The organism is Sulfitobacter sp. D7 (genome assembly GCF_003611275.1).
Taxonomy (GTDB): Bacteria; Pseudomonadota; Alphaproteobacteria; order Rhodobacterales; family Rhodobacteraceae; genus Sulfitobacter; species Sulfitobacter profundi.
In genome coordinates this window covers 520,724-542,110 of sequence record NZ_CP020694.1, presented here as the reverse complement: position 1 = coordinate 542,110, position 21,387 = coordinate 520,724, and the positions used below count along the sequence as shown (strand labels likewise).

General features: G+C 60.1%; 27 protein-coding genes. All 27 read right to left on the bottom strand.

Annotated elements, in window-relative coordinates:
* Positions 1-68: 68 nt before the first annotated feature.
* Positions 69-398 carry a hypothetical protein gene (locus tag B5M07_RS19360; protein ID WP_162931791.1) on the bottom strand — a complete coding sequence of 110 codons (330 nt, stop codon included), beginning with the start codon at positions 396-398 and terminating at the stop codon, positions 69-71.
* A complete protein-coding gene (locus B5M07_RS02680) occupies positions 386-1,234 on the bottom strand; it encodes a lysozyme (RefSeq protein ID WP_120350114.1) in 849 nt (282 codons plus the stop codon). The genes B5M07_RS19360 and B5M07_RS02680 overlap by 13 nt, the downstream gene beginning before the upstream one ends.
* A 63-nt stretch (positions 1,235-1,297) precedes the next feature.
* Entirely contained in the window at positions 1,298-1,732 is a 435-nt protein-coding gene (locus tag B5M07_RS02675) for a hypothetical protein (RefSeq protein ID WP_120350113.1), read from the bottom strand.
* Entirely contained in the window at positions 1,729-1,998 is a 270-nt protein-coding gene (locus tag B5M07_RS02670) for a hypothetical protein (protein ID WP_120350112.1), read from the bottom strand. Before B5M07_RS02670 ends, B5M07_RS02675 begins: the two co-directional genes overlap by 4 nt.
* 128 nt (positions 1,999-2,126) lie before the next feature.
* Positions 2,127-3,860, bottom strand: a complete 1,734-nt coding sequence (locus tag B5M07_RS02665; protein ID WP_120350111.1) for a hypothetical protein — start codon at positions 3,858-3,860, stop codon at positions 2,127-2,129.
* Between the two features lie 58 nt (positions 3,861-3,918).
* Complete coding sequence (locus B5M07_RS02660; RefSeq protein ID WP_120350110.1) at positions 3,919-5,991, bottom strand: hypothetical protein; 2,073 nt, start codon at positions 5,989-5,991, stop codon at positions 3,919-3,921.
* Positions 5,992-6,393, bottom strand: coding sequence for a hypothetical protein (locus B5M07_RS02655; protein ID WP_162931790.1), 402 nt, complete (start codon positions 6,391-6,393; stop codon positions 5,992-5,994).
* Positions 6,390-6,599: a hypothetical protein gene (locus B5M07_RS02650; protein WP_162931789.1), complete on the bottom strand. Its 210-nt coding sequence runs from the start codon at positions 6,597-6,599 to the stop codon at positions 6,390-6,392. Before B5M07_RS02650 ends, B5M07_RS02655 begins: the two co-directional genes overlap by 4 nt.
* A 29-nt stretch (positions 6,600-6,628) precedes the next feature.
* On the bottom strand, positions 6,629-7,213 hold the full coding sequence (locus tag B5M07_RS02645) for a hypothetical protein (protein WP_120350107.1): 585 nt from the start codon (positions 7,211-7,213) through the stop codon (positions 6,629-6,631).
* A complete protein-coding gene (locus B5M07_RS02640) occupies positions 7,213-7,881 on the bottom strand; it encodes a hypothetical protein (protein ID WP_120350106.1) in 669 nt (222 codons plus the stop codon). The genes B5M07_RS02645 and B5M07_RS02640 overlap by 1 nt, the downstream gene beginning before the upstream one ends.
* Positions 7,881-10,169, bottom strand: coding sequence for a hypothetical protein (locus B5M07_RS02635; protein WP_162931788.1), 2,289 nt, complete (start codon positions 10,167-10,169; stop codon positions 7,881-7,883). Before B5M07_RS02635 ends, B5M07_RS02640 begins: the two co-directional genes overlap by 1 nt.
* Positions 10,170-10,309: 140 nt before the next feature.
* Positions 10,310-10,843 (bottom strand): gene transfer agent family protein, encoded by a 534-nt coding sequence (locus B5M07_RS02630; RefSeq protein ID WP_120350104.1) that lies wholly within the window; start codon positions 10,841-10,843, stop codon positions 10,310-10,312.
* The gene (locus B5M07_RS02625; protein ID WP_120350103.1) at positions 10,843-11,289 is read right to left on the bottom strand and encodes a phage tail tube protein; all 447 of its coding nucleotides are present in this window, start codon (positions 11,287-11,289) and stop codon (positions 10,843-10,845) included. Before B5M07_RS02625 ends, B5M07_RS02630 begins: the two co-directional genes overlap by 1 nt.
* Before the next feature lies 1 nt (position 11,290).
* Entirely contained in the window at positions 11,291-11,467 is a 177-nt protein-coding gene (locus tag B5M07_RS19355) for a hypothetical protein (RefSeq protein WP_162931787.1), read from the bottom strand.
* Entirely contained in the window at positions 11,464-11,871 is a 408-nt protein-coding gene (locus B5M07_RS02620) for an HK97-gp10 family putative phage morphogenesis protein (RefSeq protein WP_120350102.1), read from the bottom strand. The genes B5M07_RS19355 and B5M07_RS02620 overlap by 4 nt, the downstream gene beginning before the upstream one ends.
* Entirely contained in the window at positions 11,871-12,275 is a 405-nt protein-coding gene (locus B5M07_RS02615) for a DUF3168 domain-containing protein (RefSeq protein ID WP_120350101.1), read from the bottom strand. Before B5M07_RS02615 ends, B5M07_RS02620 begins: the two co-directional genes overlap by 1 nt.
* Positions 12,272-12,598, bottom strand: a complete 327-nt coding sequence (locus B5M07_RS02610; RefSeq protein WP_162931786.1) for a phage head closure protein — start codon at positions 12,596-12,598, stop codon at positions 12,272-12,274. Before B5M07_RS02610 ends, B5M07_RS02615 begins: the two co-directional genes overlap by 4 nt.
* Complete coding sequence (locus tag B5M07_RS02605) at positions 12,595-13,167, bottom strand: head-tail connector protein (RefSeq protein WP_120350099.1); 573 nt, start codon at positions 13,165-13,167, stop codon at positions 12,595-12,597. The genes B5M07_RS02610 and B5M07_RS02605 overlap by 4 nt, the downstream gene beginning before the upstream one ends.
* Before the next feature lie 3 nt (positions 13,168-13,170).
* Positions 13,171-13,311: a hypothetical protein gene (locus tag B5M07_RS19350; protein WP_162931785.1), complete on the bottom strand. Its 141-nt coding sequence runs from the start codon at positions 13,309-13,311 to the stop codon at positions 13,171-13,173.
* 56 nt (positions 13,312-13,367) lie between these two features.
* Entirely contained in the window at positions 13,368-14,597 is a 1,230-nt protein-coding gene (locus B5M07_RS02600; RefSeq protein WP_217564355.1) for a phage major capsid protein, read from the bottom strand.
* A gap of 23 nt (positions 14,598-14,620) precedes the next feature.
* Positions 14,621-15,466 (bottom strand): head maturation protease, ClpP-related, encoded by an 846-nt coding sequence (locus tag B5M07_RS02595; RefSeq protein ID WP_120350097.1) that lies wholly within the window; start codon positions 15,464-15,466, stop codon positions 14,621-14,623.
* On the bottom strand, positions 15,453-16,700 hold the full coding sequence (locus B5M07_RS02590) for a phage portal protein (protein ID WP_120350096.1): 1,248 nt from the start codon (positions 16,698-16,700) through the stop codon (positions 15,453-15,455). Before B5M07_RS02590 ends, B5M07_RS02595 begins: the two co-directional genes overlap by 14 nt.
* 9 nt (positions 16,701-16,709) lie before the next feature.
* Positions 16,710-18,419 (bottom strand): terminase large subunit domain-containing protein, encoded by a 1,710-nt coding sequence (locus B5M07_RS02585; RefSeq protein WP_120350095.1) that lies wholly within the window; start codon positions 18,417-18,419, stop codon positions 16,710-16,712.
* On the bottom strand, positions 18,406-18,780 hold the full coding sequence (locus tag B5M07_RS02580) for a hypothetical protein (protein WP_120350094.1): 375 nt from the start codon (positions 18,778-18,780) through the stop codon (positions 18,406-18,408). Before B5M07_RS02580 ends, B5M07_RS02585 begins: the two co-directional genes overlap by 14 nt.
* Positions 18,781-19,400: 620 nt before the next feature.
* Positions 19,401-20,060 carry a hypothetical protein gene (locus B5M07_RS02570; RefSeq protein ID WP_205570894.1) on the bottom strand — a complete coding sequence of 220 codons (660 nt, stop codon included), beginning with the start codon at positions 20,058-20,060 and terminating at the stop codon, positions 19,401-19,403.
* On the bottom strand, positions 20,057-20,668 hold the full coding sequence (locus B5M07_RS02565) for a hypothetical protein (protein WP_120350093.1): 612 nt from the start codon (positions 20,666-20,668) through the stop codon (positions 20,057-20,059). The genes B5M07_RS02570 and B5M07_RS02565 overlap by 4 nt, the downstream gene beginning before the upstream one ends.
* A 19-nt stretch (positions 20,669-20,687) precedes the next feature.
* Positions 20,688-21,371, bottom strand: coding sequence for a helix-turn-helix domain-containing protein (locus B5M07_RS02560; protein ID WP_120350092.1), 684 nt, complete (start codon positions 21,369-21,371; stop codon positions 20,688-20,690).
* Positions 21,372-21,387 lie beyond the last annotated feature (16 nt).

The window sequence follows — 21,387 nt, the reverse complement described above, 5'->3', positions numbered from 1 at the left end:
TTTATAGACAGCCGTGCACGTCACACTGGCGCGCCTGATACACGATCCACTCAGCAACCGGTCGGTCGTTAGAGATCGCCACAATCGTTTCCGGCTGCGCCTTTGGCGGCTGTCGGCTCACGTCCCTGAAGAGCGCGTCCCCGCTTACACTCGGGGGCGGTAGACAGGACCCGGCAGAGAGCGCGATCCAGATCGGAATCAGACAGGTTTTCAATCTCATTTTGCGTTCCTTTCGAGTTCTCAATGTGCCGCAGTCGGTTGGTGTTTTGGTTGGCGCGCAGTTCACGCTCGCGATCGTCGGCGGCATCTGCTCTCAACCAGACCACCACTCCGATCAGAACCGCTGTCCCTACCCCGCTGGCGATTAACTGCGCCTGTAGATGGCCTATACCAAACATAGCGTGACCTCCTCGGTCCGGCGGCGGACCAAGCCCCGCACGACTTTACCACCCGCCTTGTTCCACCAGCTGATGGCTTCGCAGCCGCCCTCGATGTCGCCGGCGTTAAGCCGGCGGGTTGCTGTGCTGGTGCCTGCGCCATGCCAGCCGACATTGTATGCGAGGCTGGTGTAGGCGGCCTTTCGAGTGGGTGGCAGCCAGTAGGTCTGAGCCTTCTCATTGACATAGCCCATCCAATTGTCGCGATACTCTGCGATCTCCTCGACCAGCAGCGCTTTGCACTCGGCATCGGTTTTGTACTGCCCGGGCGCGGCCGTACGGGTATGGCCGTAGCAGATCGTCCAGACACCGACGATGTCGCGATAGGCCTCGTTTCTCTTGCCCTCCCATTTGGCGATGAGCTCGAAGGCGATCTCATCGAATGGATCTTCGGCCGCCCGTGGCGCCGGGACCGACGGGGGCCGCGGTTTCGACGCCATGGCCGGGATGATCTGCACCTCGAGGCTCGCCCGTTCTTCCGACTCTGGCAGAACCGCATTCTCAACCAGCGCGCCGCCGATGGACTTTGCCAGCATGAGCCCCCCAAATAGGAAAGCTGTCCAGAAGATCAGTCGACGGCCCATCCGCGTTTCAGGAACCTGACGGATGAACCGGCCGGCGATGCCGAGAGCGAAAAACACCAGCGCCGCCGTGCCAATCAGGTATGGGTCGGCCTCGATCTTGAGCAAGCCATAGAGCGCATTCGGCGCGAGCAATGCGGCCAACCCAAGCACCATGCTGACAAAGGAATACGAGCGCAGGGCCGCCCGCCGGTTTTCAATAAGGTAGCGGTTCATCGGCATTCTCCAATGCAAAGAACCCCGCAGGCGGGGCGTGAGGTTGATAATGTGAGGGGCTGGTTAGCCCGCGATCCTGAAGAACGCTGGCGGCTGCGTGTATTTGAACAGCAGACCACCCGGGCAAGTGTAGGTCAGGTCAACGCGAAGCTGATATTCGCCCGCAGGCATGAACGGCAGCGTCGGGTAGTGATAGTCGAGATATTCATCATCCGGTGAGCCACCCGCCCATTCTGCGTCAGGCAAATCATAGACCGCGCCGTCTTGGTTGATCGCAGTGCGCTCCGACACCACCGGACAATCACCCCGCGCCTTTTCGCGCCAGATGCGTACTGGCAGCGCTTCACCCGCGCTGATCGGGCTGTTGAGCGTTTCCACCTTTCCGAAGCCGCTGACCGGCTGCGTTCTGTCAACCCGCTCATATCGAACCGCAGTAAATGCCACGAACATAGATAGCGCTACGCAAACAGCGGCAAGAAATCCAAACACCCGCATCATTTGAAGATCACCGATCGATAAGCCCATAGGACGCCGAACAGCGTCACGACAATTCCACCCAGTGTAGTTATCCCCACCATGAGCAATTGCCGTTCCTTGGCTGCCTCCGCCTCTTTCATCTGGGCGATTTCATCATGCAAAGCGCGGTTGTCTGCCCGCCACTCAGCCGCAAGGACCGCGTTCGCCTCACGAAGTTCCGCAACCGACTTTTCAAGCTGCTCGATCTTATAGCCCGACAAGACTGATTGCTGCGCATCAACTGCCATTCGTCACCTTTCCCTGGTAGATTGGAAGCGCCAGTCACGACGCCACCATGAATACGCGCAGAGCGTCATGTTTGAGCAAAGGGCCACCCGGCAGATGTGCCGGGATAGCCACTCGGAGAGGGCTAGAATCAACTCAGGGCCGCCGTTGCAATCCAGCCTGTCCCATCATGGACGTAGATTTTCTTGTTCGTCGCGTCGAAGTAGAACGGGTAAGTCCCAGCGGGCGCGTCAGCCGGGACGCCGGACGGCGCACCCGCCGCGCCGGACATGAGGTTGAAGCCGTAATCTTGACTTGCCACACCATCAGTTGAAACCGCAGGAATACGACCACTACTGTTGCCAAAGGTTACTGTGCGCGTTCCTGTCGCAGCACTGTCAAGGATCGTGCGCCGGTTGGACGCGTTCAGAAACTCAAACAGGCCGCGCGATTGCAAGTTTCCGTCCGATGAGCGCCGCAGCGCCACGTCTGTCGCCGCCACCCCGTCGCCAAACCTCAACTCGTTTGGCATTAACTCCATTTTCGGCTCAGACGCGCCCAGATTAAAGGCGCGCAGCAAAGGAACATCATCTTCCGCCCGATATTGGGTTCCGCGCTCGTTGATTACGAAGTTACCATTCTGCCCTGCCGCATTGCTCCGAACCAAAGTATCCCAGTTCCCAAGGAAAAACGTGTCAAACTTAGCGCCAAAGACATTTCCCGTAGAGGTAAGGTCAATTGCAATCCGACCTACAGCAGTGCCGAACCCTTCCAATACCGAGTGAATTCGAACGTTTCGGGACAAGTCACCTTCCACGACCATTGCCCTTGCTGTAGGGGAAGGGGCGCAATGAATGACCATCATCGACACATCGCTGTTCCAGAAATTCACGCCCTCCCCCACATGGAAGCCAATAGCATCATCCCAAGACGTTCCCATGCCCGCGATATGGATAAGACCCCATTTCGCATAGCCCATTGACCCCGTTCCACCACTTTTGCTTAGCTTAACAGAGGTTTTACAGTCCTTCAGGACAATGTGGTCGAGGTCGCTGCTTTCGGACCAATGGCCCGACCCTGTGAGCTCCAGTCCTGTTTCACAACGATCTGCTTTAATGTTGTGTGCCTTGGCCTCTGAATTGTCGTCTATCAGCAGAGCACGAGTACCCGCGCCCATAGCGCCAAGAATATTAAACCCGTCTGCACTCGCACCAGGCGGCTCGGATCGACCCTGGTTCAGCTTAATACCTGTCGCACCGGCTTGCAGATTTAAGCGCGACCCGTTCCCCTTCAGGTGGATAGGAACAGTAATCGTCGGGTCAATGACCACTGGCCCGTCGAGATAATAATCCAACTGTGAGAAATTGAGCGTGCCACCACCTTCCCGCGCAAGAGCCGCGACTGCCGCGTTAATGGTCGCCGTATCAAACGTCACACCATTTCGCGGCGGAGCAAGGGCGTCAACATTCAGAACGCCTGAGCGGACTTGAGCCTTGAGTTTTACCGGGACTGTCGCCGCGTTGGTGATGTCTCCGCCTGTGGCGACTTCCTCGTATAAATCTGACCCAGCCTGCCAAACTGCGCCATCTCCCTTGGCGGAACGGTCAGACGCAATCAAATCACCCGGCGTCTTAAATCGCACAGTGGGGTCATATAGCGCCGCTTCTATCGCGCTATCCGCTGCGCTACCAGCTGCCGCCTGAGCATCGTCCGCAACATCAGCATAGTCGTTGAACATCTCGCGCAGATCACGCTTCTCAATCCGCTTTTGCGCGGTGGACCGATCACCAATAGGCAGATCACCCGCACCGCCTTGCCCATCGCCCGTATAACCTTGGAAATCGCGCAGGACGCGGCTGATCTTTTCGCGGAAAGTTTCTGGCATAGCTGTCTCCATGCAAAAGCACCCGCCAGAGCGGGCCATTAGAATCGATGTGGTGTGCTTAGGTTGTGGTAATCGTCGCCGGGCCGACTGGATCGCCCTCGACGCCGGACACGTTGGCAGCTGCAACCCAGTAGTTGTATTCAGTTGCCGCCGTGATCGTGTCGTCGGAGAACTCGGAGATTTGCCCAGCCACGCCGCCGGTCGTGCCGATCAGCGCGGCATCACCAAATACCGCCGTATCGCCGCGATAGATGCGCAGTTCGTAAAAGTCGCCTGCCGGGTTGCGCCAATTCAGATTGACCCTACCCGTGCCATTAGATGCGAACAGTTCAGACGGTTCGCCCGGTGCTGTGGCATCAATTTGAACTGTAATCGTGCCGAGGTTTTCCCACTCATCAGGCTCATAGAACACCCCATCAAAGCGGGCTTGCGCCTCGTACTCAACACGATCCTCAACCGGGCCTGACTGCGCGGTGTAGTCGGTTGCCTGCATATCCAGCCAAGTCGAAGAGAACGCCGAAACCCGTCGATACTGCGCCTCAACAGCGATATCGCTGCGGCCTACGATTGGCACTGCGTCCACTTCCAGGATAGCGATCTGACTGCTGGCGGATGCCTGCACAATGCGCTGCGTAAATACTGCCGAGATATCCGGCGCGAGGTTCTGCGGATCGTCTGGTAGTGGCGTAGGCGCGTCACCGGCCTCCGTTGGCGTCCACTCGCCTGACGCCCGATCAACTGCCGCAAGGTCAATCCGGCATTGCAGTTCAATCGGGTCAAATTCGTGGTCTAGCACCTCATACTCGCCTTGGATCACGCGACCCGAACCGTCCTCCGGCTGATAGTCCAGCAGGATCGTATGGCGCTGCGCATGTTCACGCGGGAAACGCGCCTTTAGCCCGACCAGGTTGGTTATGATCGAAACCTTGGCCCGATTGTCGTCGTGGAATTGCTCCTTAGCCAACCGCCGCGCCTGTGACCGGTTCGGACACATCGTCAGTTCGTATTCCTTGACGATTTCGCCCTCGACCGCCAGCCGGGTATCGTCGCGCCACTGGTCGACTTCTGTCACCGTGTATTTCTGCGAAGCGTCCATGTGCAGCACCCGCAGGACGTTATACCCTTCGCGTTCGCTGATCGCCTCGCTGGTTTGGATTTCTCTGATGTCTTTGGCCGTGATGGTGCAGGCCGGGGTGCCGAAGCTGCCGCCGATTAACCCGATGCGCCCGTCCTGCATTTCATAAGCGCGGATACCGGAGCTGGCGTGCATCCGGTCCAGCACATCAGACGGAGGCTCATCCAGCGTCCAGTAGCCCCAGAGGCGCAGACGTGGCGCGGTGCCGCCCTCAAGCTGTGGCACGGCTTCATCGGCCACGTCAGCCATTGCTGAGACGCTATCCCAGTTGATGTCCGCCGCGTCGATCTTGAACCCGTCCTCATGGGTGAGGAAATGCGACTGTACCAGCGCGGCGTTATCGGCATATGCGGTCGAAACATCTCGTGGGTCATAGACCGCCTGCCCCTTAATTACGCACTGCAAAACGGTGCCTGATGTTTTGGGGAAAACCTTGCTAAAATCGTTCCCTTTCGGTGCTTTGATTTGCCCCAGAAATGTGGCCTGATTGGTTAACTTACGATCTACATCCCACGACGCAAAATCGGCTGACAGGTCCGCATAATCGCCACCAAGCGCCGAACCATTGCGGGTTTGAATGTTGACGTATGGCGCCGTTTTCCCTTCGGTTACGTCACCGTTCTCATCCAGTGTCACAGGAACGCTATCGACCCAGAATTCGTCAAAGCTGATTATAGGTCCGTGCGCCACCATGACGAGCTGATAGAGCACCCCGTCCTTTACTTCGAAGAATGCCCTGATGCCGCCAGCAAGATTCTCACCTACATAGATGCGGCGCGGGGCAATGGCTTGACTGATAACCGCTTGGATGTCGGATTGAGACACGCTCACGCTTGGTGCGAGCACACGAGAAATCGCGCTCAGAGCCAGCGACACCGCCGCATTCGCCACCGCGACGCCTATAGAGGTAGCTGTAGCAACCGAAAAGCCTGCCGCAGCAGCGAGATAGCCACCCGCATAGGCAATCGCGCCTATGATCGTTGAGAAGATTGCCATTTAGATCGCCTTAACCATCTGCACTTCGGCCACCGTGTAGCCGCGTCGCTCTAGGATGCGTTGTGCCGCACCGCCGTTGGCGCTCATCTTGATGAGGGTCGCGCCTTGCTCTGCCGCCCATGCCTCGAAAGCCCACAAGAGCCGCAAGCCGCTGCGGTCTGTCGCCATCCAGCCGAGCTCGAAGGCGACCGGGTCGGGGCTGATAACCGTCTGCATCATCTGCCCGGCGATGAATCCGCCGTCGGATACGAAAACCACGCCCTGCGGATCGCCAAGAAGACCCGCAAGTGTTTCGCCCGCGCGGATGCGGCAGACACGCTGCGGCCCGCCTACAGACGCCGCCAGCGCCTCGATCATGTCGACAAGGCGGGGAATGTCCGCCTCACCGGCCTGTCTGATCAAGTTTGATAGCGAGACGTGCGCAAAGAGACGCCCCGCGTCTGCCTTACCCTCTTAGCCATGGAGTCCTCAGAAGCGCGCAGGTTGATATCGACGCTTTGCCCGCCCCGCAGATACGCCTGATCTCCAATTTGACGAAGAACACGCTCGAAGATCCGTTGTTCAATTTTTGCGAAGAGAAGCCGATGCACTAAACGACGAATAAACATTATCTGCTCTCCTTTGAGGCATGGCCGGATCAACTGCCGGGCACCCATGTAATGGCCTTGTCTTTCAGCCCCGCGATGAACGCCATGCCGGTATCGCCGGGGAACCGGGCCCGCTGATCCGCGTCGGTCCAGCGCCCGTATGGCGGCTTGGCTTGTCTGCTTATGCGGCCGTAAGCCTCCAGCTCGATCACCCGGCTATCGGCCGAGGATGTGCTGCGCATATCGCGCATGACGCCTTGGAACATGCTGATCGGATCACCGATCAGACGCCCCTGATGTTCGCCGTCATGCTCAACCGTGCTGAAGAGCTGATAGAACAACTGGCAGCGTCGGTTATTCACCTCGCTGGCCTGATTGTCGCACCGCGCCACCATCTCAGGCGATGCCGCCGGGATTTCAAACCGCACCATGCCCGCACTCATGCCGTAGGTCAGAGACATGGCGCCGATCTTAATCACGTCGCCAGTGCCTTGGTACTCGACCCCGCCGGCCGTGAGCGGACCATAGCCCAGCCACCAGCGTTGCGGGTTGGTTGCGAAGTCCATCTGGCAGAGGATCGTGCAAGCAACATCACCGCGGCGCAGGTCTTCGTCAGCAATATCGTGGATACTCATCAAAAGGCCTCGACAAGGGATACAGAGCCGAACCGCACCGGCGATGGGCCGCGGAAGCCGCCCACCTGATCGCCGGTTTCCATGCGACACTTGAGGCGTAGCTGATCCACAACCACCACCGCGCCCACGTCGTGGTTGCCCCGGATATTTGGCATGAGGGAGACGCGAATGGCCGTATCACTTTCACCAATCGCGCTCACGTTTCCGACTTGGTGCAGCCGGTCGCCCAGAGTGATGTAGTGCCCTGGCCAAAGCTGAGACAGCGCGGGCTTGTCGACATCGATGTAGCTGTCTCGATGGGATGCCGCCGCGCGCAGCGTGAAACCGTCAAACGGATCATTCGCAAAGCCGACATGGTCAAAGGTCCATTCCGGTGCGGACCCATTCGGCGCAAGCATCCGGCCGCTCGCATCATTCGGACGCCATTGCGTGCAAACTGGGACAACACAGGTTGCCCCTGCCGCTTCCATCTGCGTGACAAAGGACGACAGCGCCAGATGTCCCTGCATCCCGATTGCGGCTATATCGAGATCCAGCTTCCAATGCCCGTTTAGGGTTGGCGTGGCGAAACTTTCCCCGTCGATATTGGTGAACGGGGAAAACCGCATCCCGCTGAGTTTCGGGGTGCTGGATTGCACTTTCACCGGGTATGGAAAGGCGACCTGCATCAGCGCCCCCCCTTCAGATATTTGTTGTCTGCTTGTGCGCGGGTGTTCTGTTGGATGCCCTTGCGCGTCACCTCCACAGCCACGCCCGTGGCCTCAGTCCGTACACGCGAGGCAAACATGGGACCCTCTTCAACAATCACCCGAACAACGCCACCAGCTCCGCCAGCACTGCCGGTTTGGCCGTTCGGAATGACCCGCTCGCCACGCTCGAGGATGGCTGGAACTTCATTAGGCCGCAGCCCTGCAATCCCACCCTTGTGGTAGCGCGGCGCGCCCTTGAATACGGCAGGCGAAACAGACCGCCCGTGGCCGTAGCCGTCTTTGCCGGCCGTGCCGCCGCTGTGAAGAATGCCCGGGATGATTGCCCCGCCCAGCATGCCGCCTTTGCCTCCACCGCCACCAAGCCATCCCGTGCCGGTGCCGCTGGCAAACGGCCCTTCATTGAACAGCATCGCCTGCAACGCCGCCTTTGCCAGCGACTTCGCGAGGCTTTCCAGCACGCCCGCAAGACTCTCGCCTTCGACGATCGCGTCAATGAAGCCGTCCTTCAGGTCTTGCTGCACCCCTTCGAAGAATGCCGCGCGTTCCCGCGCCTGCTCGTACTTCTCGGTCAGATCGCCAATGCTTGCGGCTTGTCGGTCGATCTGCTCCCGCAGCGTTTCGCCCGTCGCCGCCTGCCGGGCGTCGAGGTTCAGTCCGCGCTCCTTGGCTTCATCCAGCAGCTTATATTTGGCGGTCAGTTCGGCGATCTCGGCCTTGGTCTTACCGATCATCTCAATCTGGCGCTGGATGCTCAGCAATTCCTCCTCTGATGCCTTAAAGAGCGGGTCTTGTTTTGCCTTCTTCTTAGCCCGCCTTTTAGCCTCGGATTCCGCCTCCTTCTGAGCCTTATTGAAATCAGATAATTCGCCCCGAGCATCAGCGGTTGCAGCCGCAATCTCACCAGCGTCCTTGATCAGCTTATCACGAGCTGCCACCGGCAATGTCACGCCCGCAGCATCCAAACCTTGACGCTTTTGGATTTCAGCCAGCTTGCGCGCGACCTCAACCCGATCAGTACCAGCTTTGACCAAGTCGCGTTCAGCTTCAGCAAGCTCCCTCTGATCAGATGCTTTCATGTTCGCCATCTGGGCGCGCCCAAGTACGCTAAGAAGCGTCTGCGCTTGGCCGATCATCCCGCCAATCTTGCCAGAAAGAGCATTCGCCCCGCTGATCGCGTTGTCAAAGGAGATGCCTGCGATGCTTCTGGAAAGGTTATCCGAAGCCAATGCGGCATTGCTGCTTTCGTTGGCCAAGTCGAGCGCACCCAATGCCGCCTCTGCCGTGGACCGCGCGATCGAGATGAGGTTCTCGTTTGTCTCATCCGCGCCTCTGGCCGCATCGGTAAGGAAGGTCGACATGGCTTGAAGCGCCGCAGCCTGAGCATCGAGGGAATCCGCGCTTTGATAGTCGCTCATCAACGCAACGAGCTGCCGCGCCTGATCCAGCGTCAGGCCGTATTCTTCTTTGATCTTGCGTACCTGCCGCACCGCTGCGGGTTCGCTTTCGGAATAGCCCTGCTGCAATACTTGATCGAAACGATCCAAGCGCCCCTGCAATTCATCGAAAGCCTCGAGAACCTGAGCGCCACCCTTGCGGATGCTTTCCATAGCATCCAGACGTGCCAACTGGCTCAGAACCCGCAGGAGATGTCGCGCTTTATCCGATGCCCTACCATACTTTTCCGCCAGCTCTTCGGTCGGTGAATTGGCCCGCTCGACTGCGCTGTTGTAGTCCGAAACCGCCGATTTAAGATCACTTACTGCGTCCTCTAGGTCGCCTGCCGCATCGCCAGATTTCAGGAACGATGACGCCAGTGGAATCGCCACAGCCACCACGGCGCCAAGAACCGCGCCCAAAACGCCCATCCCGCCAAGCAACTGTGGCAATTGCTGACCAAGGGCAATCGATGCCGAGGTACCAGCGCCAACCTGCACCGCAAAGTCGCCGATCTGATAGGCTGCGTTTTGGATTCCGCCGCCCATACCGCGCGTGGCCCCCGCCGCACGCGCGTTCGCCCCCGCAAGCCGCTGAGCGCCCCCAGTGGCCCGCATGTACTCAGCATTAAGCTGCTCCAGCGCTGCGTCATACTGTTGCGTGTTCAAGGCTCCGACCTTTTGCGCCCTGTTCAATTCCTCCAGCTCAGTCTCATACCGCTTCGACGCCGCGAAGAGCGGGTCATACTTCGCCCGCAACCGGTCCATTTCCTTACCGATGGTCTGTGCGCTGGCCTCAGCGGTCTGCGCCATTTTTCGATTGCTGGCAGCGAACTGCTTTTCGACCCGCGTGGCGCTGTCGACACCTGCCTTGCGCGCGCGTGCCATCTGCTTTTCGAACTTAGCAAGGGACGCCTCAAGGCGCAGCATCAATGCGGTTTCGACTTCAGCCATTACTTCAGCGCCTCCGGCTCATACCTAGCAAGGATTTCATCGAACTCTTCCTCGGTTGGCGGTTCGGCTTTCTTGCTGCCGGCGTTGAACCCGCGCACCATGTTGATGAAATCCGCGTAGGTCATCTCGCGCAGATCGAGCGGTGACATGTTGAACTCGCGACAAATCTGGCTGACCTCGGAAAACCGCATGGGTTCGGGCGCCTCTTCGTCGTTGGAGGCGTCGCCATCCTCAACACCAGACATAAGGGCGATCAGGATATCGCCTGCCAGCGCTGCGTTGTCGTGCCACGGTTGGCGCTCGAAATGCGCCTCCATAAGCTGCTTGGCCGCGACCTTGTTCTCACCGCCACCCATCAACGCAATCCTGATCGTGTGCCAGATGTCTTCTGCTCGGAACTTCCCCGAGGAAACGCGAAGGAAGATCGCACCGATAGCATCCTTCCCGCAGGCTTCCTCAAGCTCGAGGACCCCGCCAAAGGTGAGCCGGAAAAGGCGCTCTTTCCCGGCCCATTCTGCAATCACATCAGCCATCAGACTGCGTCAGTCCAGACGCGCTGACCGGCGCCCGAGATGGTCGCGCTGAAAGTCACCTTGCCGCTGGTCTCCTTGCCAAGTTCAAGACCAGCGAGATAGGCGGGCAGGATCCAGTGGCCGCCATTGTTGGCCGCGTCTTCATCCAGCAGGATCTTGATGTTCTTCTCGCTGCCGGTGTCGGCCCAGTCGCGCCATGTCGGCCATGCTTCGATGGTCACCATGCCGCTGAGCGTGACGCTGGTGTCTTGGCTCTCAAGATGCCGCACGATCGTAGCCGGCACATCGAGCGGATTGTCGCAATCCAGCACCGTGTTTTCGCCGAGGTTGTTGGTCAGCGTGATGCCGAACGTATTGGCCCCACAGGTATGCGCGAAGGCCTCGGTCGGGGTTGCTCCATCACCCAGCTGCACGATCAGCCGCTTTGTCTGTTTGCCAGTCGCCATGTTATTTCCCCTTTGCCGAAGATGGTTTCTTGTCGCCGATCACCTCGGCCACGCCCCGCTCCACAAGCGCCTCTGCTGTTGCTTGCGGAACCGATACCTCTGAGCCCGCCTTGAACCACTGGCTCTTGGCGGAGCTGATGCGGTGATGCGCATCCTGTTTGATCTTGATCTTCATCATGCTTCCTTGATTGCCTTGTTGATGTTTCGCGTCAGCCGCGACTTCACGCGCCGCTTGCGCGTGCGCCACACCGGAAAGAAGAACGGATTGGCCGGCATGTCCTTGGTCCCGAACTCTTGGAAACGGGCGTAGAACGCATCTCCTGCGCCTGCGTAGATCGTGATGCGGAGGGTCGAGTACTCTTTGCCACCCACGGTACCGATCACCATTGAGCCCTCTGGCGCATCGCCCCAGGTCCAGCCGATCGAATTGACCAAATCGAGGCTTTCGCCTTTCGGGGCCACGCGCTTCATATCCGCCACGATCTCTTCGGCGTTTTGCTCCAACGTGTCCCGCGCGGCCTGTCGAACCTTCTCAGGGATCGCCCCCCAACGGCGATTGAACTCTGCGAGCCCCTTTACCATTACGCTTCCTCCAAATTGGCTGTGACCGTCACGATGCCGTGGCCCGTGATCCCATCGCGGTCGCGCATGACGCGCACCCCCTCCACCGTCATCGTGATCAGGGCGCTGTCTCCAGCATCTGCTTCGAATTGGTGAAGCGCCTTTTTGACCGCGTCCGCGATCTCCTTTGCGGGCCGAAGCCGCCCGTGATCCACCGCCCAGCAATCCAGCTGGAGCGTCTCATCCCGGCCTTCGATGCAATCCATGTCATCGGGGCTGTAGTCAGACGGGCCGAAGGTGATGCAGGGATAATCTGCGTCTGCTGGCATCCGGTCGAAGATGCGGTCCCCCACCAGCGCGTGAACGCGCGCATCTGCGACGAGGCGCTCGTAAATCAGGGTTTGCAGGTCGATCGATGTGCTCACACCGCCACCCCGCTCTCGCAGGTCAATTCAATGAACAGCCGGTCATCTGACGGAACTGCCGTGCGGATATTGTACGCCGTGCCGCGGCGGGTATCGCGCATCTGCCATTCCGGCGTGATCGCGCGCGTGCTGCTGTTCGCGCGGACAGTGACGACCACCGGCTGCTTGCCTTGGAGGCGCGCGGCGATCACTGCCTCGCTGCCGCGCAGGTAGCGGAAATGCGCGCGGGTGGCGAACTGCTCAACCCAATCTTGCTCTTTCCCGCCGGACCCATCTGGAACGCCAGCAAGAGCGTCGAAAGCCACGGCTTCTACCAGTCTCACAGCATCACCCAGCGGTGCTTGCCGAGCAGCACATCGACAGCGAAGGGCATAGGACGCTGCTCTTTGTCCGAGGCTGCTGAGCGCTGCTCATACCAATGCGCCACCAACATGCAGATCGCGGCTTTGATATCCCATGGCACGTTTTCAGGCGCGCCATAGCCTGCTGTGAAAGTGATCTGAACCGGCGTCAGAGACCGCCCGAGCGCCGGTGCTGAGAAGCCGCCCAGAAACTGAACCCGCACGCCAAGCGGGTCAGTGATTGCCTGATAGTCGGTCGCGTCGACCGTCTGAGTTACCCCGTCCGCGTCGATATATTCCAGCTGAACCGCCGAGACGTTCGGGAACGGCAAGCGTAGGCAGGATGCCCAGCCCTTGTAGTCCTGCCGCCACTGCTGGTTAACGATGCAGCGGCCAAGAATGCCGGTGAAGCCGTCGAGGTGGTCTGTCGCAGCCTTGATCAGCCGCTCGACCAGACCATCGTCATCGGCAAAGTCGATGATCGTATGATCTTTGGCTTCTTGCACCGTGACGGGCAATGCGGCAGGCGCTGTGACGCGGACGGGGGTCATTGCTTATTTCCCGCCGTAGGGGAATGGATCGAGGCCGAGCTTCTTCGCCTGCGCCGCTGTCATGCTGACCTTGGGGCCCGGCTTTTTCGTGGCCTTCGTAGCGGGCTTCTTCTCTTCCGGGACTGGTTTCTTTTCTTCGCTCATCTTTTCAACTCCATTGAGAGAGGGGAGCCCCGGCCATCGCGGCCGAGGCGATTGGCTTAAACGCCGTCATCCATTTGCAGGATGCGGATAGCTTTGGGATCGACCACAGCTCCGCCGACGCGCTTGGTGGTGTAGAACAGCACCTTGGGCTTTGCGGTGAACGGGTCGCGCAGCACGCGCACGCCGGTACGATCGACGATCAGATAGCCGCGCGCGAAGTTACCGAAGGCGATCGGCGTGGTGTTGGCGGCCATGTCGGGCATGTCTGGCATTTCCGTGACCGGATATGCCAGCAGCTGCGAGGGCTGACCCGCAACACTGGAGGGCTGCCACAGCTGACGGCCATCCGCGTCGCGCAGTTTGCGGATTTTGCCCAGAGTGGTCCGGTTCATGACAAAGCGTGCGCCATTGGTGTAGCTGGCCGGCGTTCCGTAGATGAGATCGAGCAGCTCATCCTCGGTCACAGCGGTTGTTGCTGCGGCAGGATCAACACCGATGGCACCCAGTGGGTTCGCTGCCGCATTCGCGGCCCCTGTTGCGTAGCTCAGAAAGCCGTTCGGCTTGTTGACGCCATTGCCCGCGACGAAGGCCAGGCCTTCTTGCTTGGCGAACTCGGTCTGAACTTCATTGGCCAGCCAGCTTTCCAGATCGACTGCGGCATCATCCAGCATCCCCTGCGTCGCCCCGGGGTTGGCGTAGATTTCGCCAGGGGTGATCACCATCGAGCCGAAGGTCGGTGTGCTGGTTTCAGGACGCGCCTCTTCCTCACCAACCCAGCCAGAGCCAGTTCCGCGCAGATTGAACAGCTTGGTGAACCCGGCCGAGGAGATGTTCTGCACGGATGCGATCGAGCGCATGGCCGAGACTTCCACCAGCTTGTCGGTGATGGTGCGGTCCCATTCCACCGGTGCCAGAAACCCACCTTCTGGATCGGCACCTTTGTTCAGATTGGCCTGAACTTGGCCTTTGCTGAAGTGCGCCTGAAAGGCTTCGGTGTATTCCGCATCTTTCACCGCGTCAGGGCCGGTACCGCTCAGAGACATGGCCGCGATCTTGGCGTTGGCTGTATCGATTGCTGCTTGCAGGTCGGTGACGCTGTTGTTGATGCGGTCAAACTTCTCTGTCGTGATGACATCGTCGAACTTGGCTTTGACCTCGGAATCCTTCTGGGCCTGCGTATCTTTGAACGACTGCCAATCCTTCTGCAGTTCACTCAGAAGGGCCTTCACATCACTGGGGGCTTCCGCGCGCACAGCGACGATGCCGCGAGCTTTCGCGGGCTTCATGTGCATCGACATGATCTTTTCCTTTATGTTGAAAGAGTAGAACGCAGCCCTTTTAGAAGGGCGGCAATTTCGTCAGCGTCTTGCGTAACGGTTGGAGCAGCGCCAGACATGCCCCCTTTTGCGTCGGCCAGAAGCGCACGGCGTTCTGATCTCGGCATCCCTGTTTTGGCCAAGAGCGCATCGAGTCGGCGGGTTGCATGAACACCGCTTTCACTCTGAGCTTTGGCCTTGTCTTCGGTGATGGCATCAGAGGGCAGCAGATTATCCGCCAACCCGACCGCGACCGCCTGGTCACCATTGAACCATGTTTCATTATCCATCCATTCGGATGCTTTGGCTTCCTCGACGCCGGATCGCTCCGCATAGAGCGCCGCCATTGCAGCATCAAAAGGCTCGATAACCTTTGCAGCCTCCAGCAGGTCATGGCGATTGCCGATCGTCACGGTCCACGCGCAGTGGACCATCAGGAAACCAGTCTTGCCGATCTGTACCTCATCCCCAGCCATGGCGATGATGGAAGCAGCAGAGGCCGCAACACCCAACACGCGAACCGTAACCCTATGGGGGTGCGCCCGAAGCGCGTTATAGATTGCAACCCCTTCGAAGAAGTCGCCGCCGGGGCTATTCAAATCGACCGTCACATCCTGCGCCCCGATGGCGCGGAGCGCGGCCGAGATGCGTTTTGCCGTAACGCCGCCATCGCCCCAGCCATCATCTCCGATCACGTCGAGGATCGAGATGGTCGCGTCGGCATTGTCCCGCGCCTCAAGCGCACCATTCCAGCGCCCGAGGGCATCGGGGTCTGGCTGGAATGCGCTAACACTCGGAAGGCGCGAAGCTTTAATCTCGGGAAGTTTACGCAGGCTCATTCTGCCCTCCTATCTTTTGCTGGCCCAGTGCCGCCGGCAGATCATTTCGGCGCTCAAGGTCCATCCACTCGCGCGGCTCGTCAGGATGCAGCCATGGCGTATGACCGCCTGCGCCGAGCCCTTTGGCGAAGAACTCCGCCTGATCTTTCATAGACCCGCGCAGCAATGCGCCGGCGTTGAACTTGACCTCGTATTCGTCGGCCTCGCGCTCGGTCAGGAGCGAACGTTCAATCGCCTGCTGCCAGGCCTCGAACCAAGGGTTCAGGCCATAGCGGACAAAGAACTGGCCCAGCACATCGATGCCCGAGCCCCATGACGTGTCGTCGACACCCAGAAGCGGACGCGGGACGCCAAAGGGGCGTGCCGTTTCTTCGATCTGGTGCTTGCGGTTCTCCAGCCCCTGCCCGTCTCGGCCGGGATGCTGGTTGGGAACGAGGTCCATGCCCTCTTCGAGGATCTTCCACTTATGCGCGTTCTCAGCACCCGCATCATCATTCATGCTGGCTTTGAGCCGCTCATAGGCCTCCGGCGAAAGCTTCTCTTTGTGCTTCAGCGCGCCGCCGATGATCATGCCGTTGCGGAACATGCGGGCCGCGGACTTCTCGGCTTGCAACGCCAGCCCGATGGCTTCGGCAGACTGCTTGACCAGCGACAGGCCAGTGATCCCGTCATCGGACAGCCCATAACGCAGATGGAACACCTCGGACTGCGGCAGCGTGATGGGGCCGCGGCTGCCCCGCGTCACCACGTACTCCAGCGCCCAATCGTCGCGCTGCTTCACCGTTACACGATCCCCAGCTATTGGCACGAGCTGCATCACGCGGTTGCCACTGCGTACGATCATCGCGAAGGCATCGCCATCCGTCAGCGCGCGTTGCTGCATCAGGCTGCGAAACTCGAAAGCCGTCTGCCAAGCGTTCGGCTTTCGGTGCAGCACCCGAAACAGCGGATGATCGCTGGCCTTCGACTTGTCCGCCTTGCGCTGCATGTGCAGCGGCAGCATCCCGATGCTGAAGGCAATGAGCGACACGCAGCGCAGAATCGTCGTGTTCTTCATCGCCGACTTGGCGTTGATATGCGCCCCGGATTCCGTCATGCCGCCGCCGCCCGTGCGCATGAACTCCAAGAGCGCCGGATCATCCAGACCGCTGAACACAGCCCCGCCCTGGACGCTGGCCTGCACCTCCTTTTTGCTCTCAGCGGCGGGGCGCCGGAACAGATTTAGAATTCCCATAACACCGCCTTAAAACGTGAGAATGCCGCGCTCTTCGTAGACCGATGGCCCACCGTGCCCGACTGGGTTCCAGCTCATCAGCATCACGGCGTTGAACAGCGCCATGAGTGGATCGATCTTTGCCGACCCGCTGCGCGCCTTGGTCACCAGCACGGCATTGCCGCGGGTCTCTGTCTTTGCATTGCCCACGCACCACCGCATGAGCCGCTGGTCGCAATGCACCAGCGTCTTGTTCTTCAGTTTGACCGGCGTCCCTTTGATCGCCGCGTTCAGCTTGTAGCCTTGGCTGATCGCCCGGATATCCTCGATCTCGAACCCGGCCTCGATCAGCGCGTCGACGATCGAAGCCACGCCTTCGGGGTCCATGCCGATCCCGTCTTCCTCCGGCAGCAGCCCCGCCTCTTGCAGTCGCTGGCAGATCGCCACGATCTCGGGGTTGGCCTCGGCGTCGAGGTTGTCGACCAGCGTCAGGTCCCCGGCCTCGACCAGCTCGTGCAGTTCGGGTGCGATGCTCTTGCGCAGCGTCAGCACACCGCGATCCGCCCAAGCCCGGCCCCAGTGCATCCAGCGCTTGGTTTCCGCGTGACGCCCCAACACCGAAACACCCAGCAGATCGTCCAGCCCGCCGCCGTCGAGACCGACCACACAAACCTCGGACGAGGCGATGATCTCATCCAGAGTCATCCCTGGCCGCCCCGCCCCGGCCCAGTGATCCGCGCCGATCCACCGCTCGGAATGCAGCCCCAAGCCGATCTCAATGTTGAGATGCTGGCTCATCCAAATCTGTTCGGCCTCGGGGCTGATTGCCCCGTTGTTCGTGTAGTCGTCTTCCAAACGTTGCTGGCTGATCGAGCGGCCAAGGTTCGGCAGCACCAAAGGCCAGTTCTCGCGGTTGCGCCAGTACCGCTCCTTTTTCTGCAACGCCTCCGGAAACTCATAGAGCACCGGCAACATGATCGGCCGCGAGCCCGCCTTACCATCCCGGATCGCCCGGGCCTTGCCGATCTCGGCCTTCCAAATGCCCGCCGGCTCTTTGTCCGACTGGGTGGTGATCATCATCAGCTGACCACCGGTCATGGTGATCCCGCCGCCCCTGATCTGCTGCATCACCTGCTGCGCGCCGTTCTTCTTGCCGAGTTCGTGCAGCTCATCGATGATCGTCATGACCGGGATTTCCCCGGTCACGATCGAGGTGTCGAAGGTCTTCACCTCCAGTTCCGTGCCTGTCTTGTAGCGCGTGATCGTCTTGGTGTGATCCTGAACCCGGAAGACCTTGGCCAGTTTCTCATCCAGTCGGATCATGCCCTGCGCCTGATCGAAGAGCCGGTTCGAGATGTTCTGTGAAGGCCCGATCAGCAGCATCTGACCGTTCGGCGACTCGTTCATGTAAAGCGCGGTCAGGGCGAGCCCCGCGCTATAGGTTGTCTTCGAGCTCTTCTTCGGAACCATGCAAAGCAGCTCCCAGACGAGCCTTTCCTTCGTCTCCGGATCCTCGCTGGCCAGAAAGGCGACCAGCACATCGCGGAACCAATCGCCGCAGGCTTTGCTCATCGGCGGGTTGCCTGCGACATCGGGCAAGCGGAGCCGATTGAAGAAAGCCAGCGCCTTGCGCGCCTTGGCTTCATTCAGCGGCACATCCGCCATTGGTGTTTCGCGGCGGCGTAGCCGCTCCCACCAATCCGGACAGGCGAACCGCGGCAGCGGCTCAGTGCAGTCCATGGCTCGATTCTTGGTTCAGCTCGCGCTCAAGTTCATCGTCGGCCTCATGCCCCATGAGCTCGCGGCGCTGTTTCACCCCGGGCGATTGCTGGCGCGGCTGGTCACTGCCCATCTCGCGCTCGGCGATCTCACGCTCCGCCTTCTCGAGCAGCGGCTCCAGTGCCCGCATGGCCGAAACGCTACCCTTGTCCGCCTGGGCATCGAGCCGGAGGATATTGCGGGCCCGCATTTCTGCGATCGCCATCTCCCGCGCCATCTTCGCCTTGATTTTCCCACTTTGAAAATAATGCTTCCGCAGCGTCGGCACACTGATGCCCAGTTCCCGAGCGATCTGTGAGTTATTCAAACCCGCGACCAGCAAGGCTCTGATCTTGCTCGCATTTTTTGAAGTGGCGATGTGACCGGTTCGACCCGGACCACCGCGCCCATCAGGGATAGGGTCACCCAGTAAGTCAAATCTCTGATCCACCAGAAAAAAATCTCCGAATGATGGGGCTGCCGGTTTCCGCTCTGGCGGGGCGGCAGACTTTTACCCCCCCTCCCCTCGGCGTTCCTGCCGCTGCTTCTCGCTATCGTGGCAGGCTTTGCAGAGGCACTGAAGGTTGTTGCGATCCCAGAACAGGTCCGGATCGCCCCGATGTGCGCGCTTATGGTCAGCCACAAGCTTCGATGTGTTCGCCTCAACCCGTTTGCACCAAGCGCAGGTGAAGCGTGCCTCTTCGAGCACCGACCAGCGCAACCGACGCCAGCGGGCGAGCGAGTACCACCGGTGCGACGAATGCCGTGGGCCTTCGGCTTTGACAGGCGTCTTTGGGTCCGCGTTCAACCGCGAGGCAGTCCGACCGATCCGTGAGCCCATGCCACGACCAGCAAGCCTACCCATGCGACACCTCCGCCCACCCCTAAACGCAACGCGCCCGGAGAGGGTGATCCTCGCCGGGCGCGTTGGGGGTGCTGGCGTCTTGTCTAGGGGGGCTAGATTTATTCGGCAAGACCTTTTTTCCAAGGCGTACGTGTTGGCAGCTCATGCGTCACGTTCCAACGGGACATATCATTCTGAATTTGCAGGCAAACTCGAAGATCCAGCAACGCTGACCACCACTGTAAATAATTGCGACGTGCCGCTGCGATCTGATCCGCAGCAGGCCTGAACACCACTGGGCACACCCGAATGTCGTGACGCTTCACCTTACGACCGCTGCAGTCAGCCACTTGCCCCAGCGATTCCGTCACAGCGCGGCGACCGTGCGGGTTCACATGCCATCCAGCCGGTTCACATCGCGTCACAGCACCAACATAGGCTTCCGGCACAGCACGCGCACGCGCCAGCTCAGCGATCTGCACCGCCATGCGCCGCCCACCGCAGCCCTCGGGCAGCACGGCCACCGCTGAGGCGACGATGTCAGCATCATGATCTGGGTAGGAGCGGCCGCCGCCGTCGATCTTGTAGCCCAGCAGCCCACGCTGCGCCATGCGGTAAGCGTTGCCTACGTGGCCGTAACCCGGCGCCAAAGTGCCTTCGTCCTCAAAGTCGATCGAGGCGCACTCATCGGCGAATGCCCATTCCAACAGCCGCTGGATCGCGATCGGCTTGCGGACGCGGCCCATCGCTTCGGTCTTCAAAGGTGCCATCTGCATCATGCGCCCTTCTCATCCAGCCAGCCACGGAGCATGGCTTCGGTTTCGTGATAGCGCCGCAGCCAGTTCCGCTCTTCGCCAGTGACCAGAACCCCGCGCGCTTGGCGATCCTCGATCAGTTCGACCCGGCGCGCATAGTCCGCAGCCCGTTCGTTGATCCCGGCCCATTCGCGATCGGCGAGCGGCGGGCGCTTGTGGCTTTTCCAGAAGGCATACTCAGCGACCAATCGGCCCTGCACTGCGGCTGCCTTGCGACCGGCTGCCGATACGAACCACGACCGCAGCCCCGGCACGTCCTGCAACGGCATGCGCTCCCGAGCCTCAGCAAATCCAAGAAGACTGACCCGGCTGGGCCAGAAGACCTTGTTCGCGCCTTCGCCCTTGGTGCGCATGCAAGCAGCCAGCACCCGCAGGGACTCGTCGGAGAGATACCCGAGGTCATCCGCCATCTGATCCAGCTTGCGGCGCTGGTCATCAGCCGAGGTGTGATGCTTGAACCGCATCCCATCCTTGACCAGAGGGTCGATGAAGAGCCTGCGCACCCGGGCGCGGTTGGTTTCGTGCGGCGCAGCGGCTTCCTGCGCGCTGTCGGTGGTTGTGATCTGATCCATTTGCCCCATTCCCCTTTTCTCAGCCCAGTCCCGCCGCTGCCTGTTCGGCATCGGTGAGAAGCTTCGCAGCGATGATGTGATCGATAACCCACGGCTGAAGATCAGCGAGCGCATCAGCCCGACCTTCACGCCATCTGGCGACGGCATTTTGCGCCTCACGCTGAACCATCGGATTTGGCGAAAACTTGGCCCCCGTCGCCCTTTGGTTCTTCTGTGGTTTATCTATATTATGCACGAAGGCAGATTTGCCCCCTTTTCCGTGCAAATCTGCCCCCTTTTGGGAGATAGGAAAGGGGGCATTCCTACCCCCTTTTAGGGGGGCATTTTTGCCCCCTTTTAGCTGCACGATCTTGGCCCGTGTGAGGAAGCCATATTGCGTGCTGCGCCCCCGGCCGACACCTGCAAGAACGACGATCCATTCACCGTCAACCAGTTCCTTGATTACCCGCTTGATCGTGTCTTCCGAACAGCCATGAATGTCAGCCAGCTGACGCCGGGACGGGTCGCACCGGTGGGTTTCGCGGTTGGCAAACTCCAGCACCAACGTGTCGGCGACAAGCCGAGCCATAGGGCTCAGGCTGCTGTCGCGCCGAACGCTTTCCATCCAGCCCCATCGCTGCTGGCGCCACTCATCCGGCGCGATTACGCGCAATTCTCCCTCGAAAGGAGACGGCTCGATGTCGTATTTGCGCCTTGGGTCCACAGGTTCCGTCCTCACA

Coding starts and splice junctions, on each gene's coding strand:
- B5M07_RS02605 (WP_120350099.1), bottom strand. CDS start 13,167: ATGACCCCCGTCCGCGTCACAGCGCCTGCCGCATTGCCCGTCACGGTG.
- B5M07_RS02570 (WP_205570894.1), bottom strand. CDS start 20,060: ATGATGCAGATGGCACCTTTGAAGACCGAAGCGATGGGCCGCGTCCGC.
- B5M07_RS02595 (WP_120350097.1), bottom strand. CDS start 15,466: ATGAGCCTGCGTAAACTTCCCGAGATTAAAGCTTCGCGCCTTCCGAGT.
- B5M07_RS02620 (WP_120350102.1), bottom strand. CDS start 11,871: ATGGTAAAGGGGCTCGCAGAGTTCAATCGCCGTTGGGGGGCGATCCCT.
- B5M07_RS02675 (WP_120350113.1), bottom strand. CDS start 1,732: ATGATGCGGGTGTTTGGATTTCTTGCCGCTGTTTGCGTAGCGCTATCT.
- B5M07_RS02630 (WP_120350104.1), bottom strand. CDS start 10,843: ATGGCTGATGTGATTGCAGAATGGGCCGGGAAAGAGCGCCTTTTCCGG.
- B5M07_RS02635 (WP_162931788.1), bottom strand. CDS start 10,169: ATGGCGCAGACCGCTGAGGCCAGCGCACAGACCATCGGTAAGGAAATG.
- B5M07_RS02665 (WP_120350111.1), bottom strand. CDS start 3,860: ATGCCAGAAACTTTCCGCGAAAAGATCAGCCGCGTCCTGCGCGATTTC.
- B5M07_RS02590 (WP_120350096.1), bottom strand. CDS start 16,700: ATGGGAATTCTAAATCTGTTCCGGCGCCCCGCCGCTGAGAGCAAAAAG.
- B5M07_RS02625 (WP_120350103.1), bottom strand. CDS start 11,289: ATGGCGACTGGCAAACAGACAAAGCGGCTGATCGTGCAGCTGGGTGAT.
- B5M07_RS02670 (WP_120350112.1), bottom strand. CDS start 1,998: ATGGCAGTTGATGCGCAGCAATCAGTCTTGTCGGGCTATAAGATCGAG.
- B5M07_RS02640 (WP_120350106.1), bottom strand. CDS start 7,881: ATGCAGGTCGCCTTTCCATACCCGGTGAAAGTGCAATCCAGCACCCCG.
- B5M07_RS19350 (WP_162931785.1), bottom strand. CDS start 13,311: ATGAGCGAAGAAAAGAAACCAGTCCCGGAAGAGAAGAAGCCCGCTACG.
- B5M07_RS02680 (WP_120350114.1), bottom strand. CDS start 1,234: ATGAACCGCTACCTTATTGAAAACCGGCGGGCGGCCCTGCGCTCGTAT.
- B5M07_RS02585 (WP_120350095.1), bottom strand. CDS start 18,419: ATGGACTGCACTGAGCCGCTGCCGCGGTTCGCCTGTCCGGATTGGTGG.
- B5M07_RS02565 (WP_120350093.1), bottom strand. CDS start 20,668: ATGGATCAGATCACAACCACCGACAGCGCGCAGGAAGCCGCTGCGCCG.
- B5M07_RS02645 (WP_120350107.1), bottom strand. CDS start 7,213: ATGAGTATCCACGATATTGCTGACGAAGACCTGCGCCGCGGTGATGTT.
- B5M07_RS02660 (WP_120350110.1), bottom strand. CDS start 5,991: ATGGCAATCTTCTCAACGATCATAGGCGCGATTGCCTATGCGGGTGGC.
- B5M07_RS02650 (WP_162931789.1), bottom strand. CDS start 6,599: ATGTTTATTCGTCGTTTAGTGCATCGGCTTCTCTTCGCAAAAATTGAA.
- B5M07_RS19360 (WP_162931791.1), bottom strand. CDS start 398: ATGTTTGGTATAGGCCATCTACAGGCGCAGTTAATCGCCAGCGGGGTA.
- B5M07_RS19355 (WP_162931787.1), bottom strand. CDS start 11,467: ATGATGAAGATCAAGATCAAACAGGATGCGCATCACCGCATCAGCTCC.
- B5M07_RS02600 (WP_217564355.1), bottom strand. CDS start 14,597: ATGAAGCCCGCGAAAGCTCGCGGCATCGTCGCTGTGCGCGCGGAAGCC.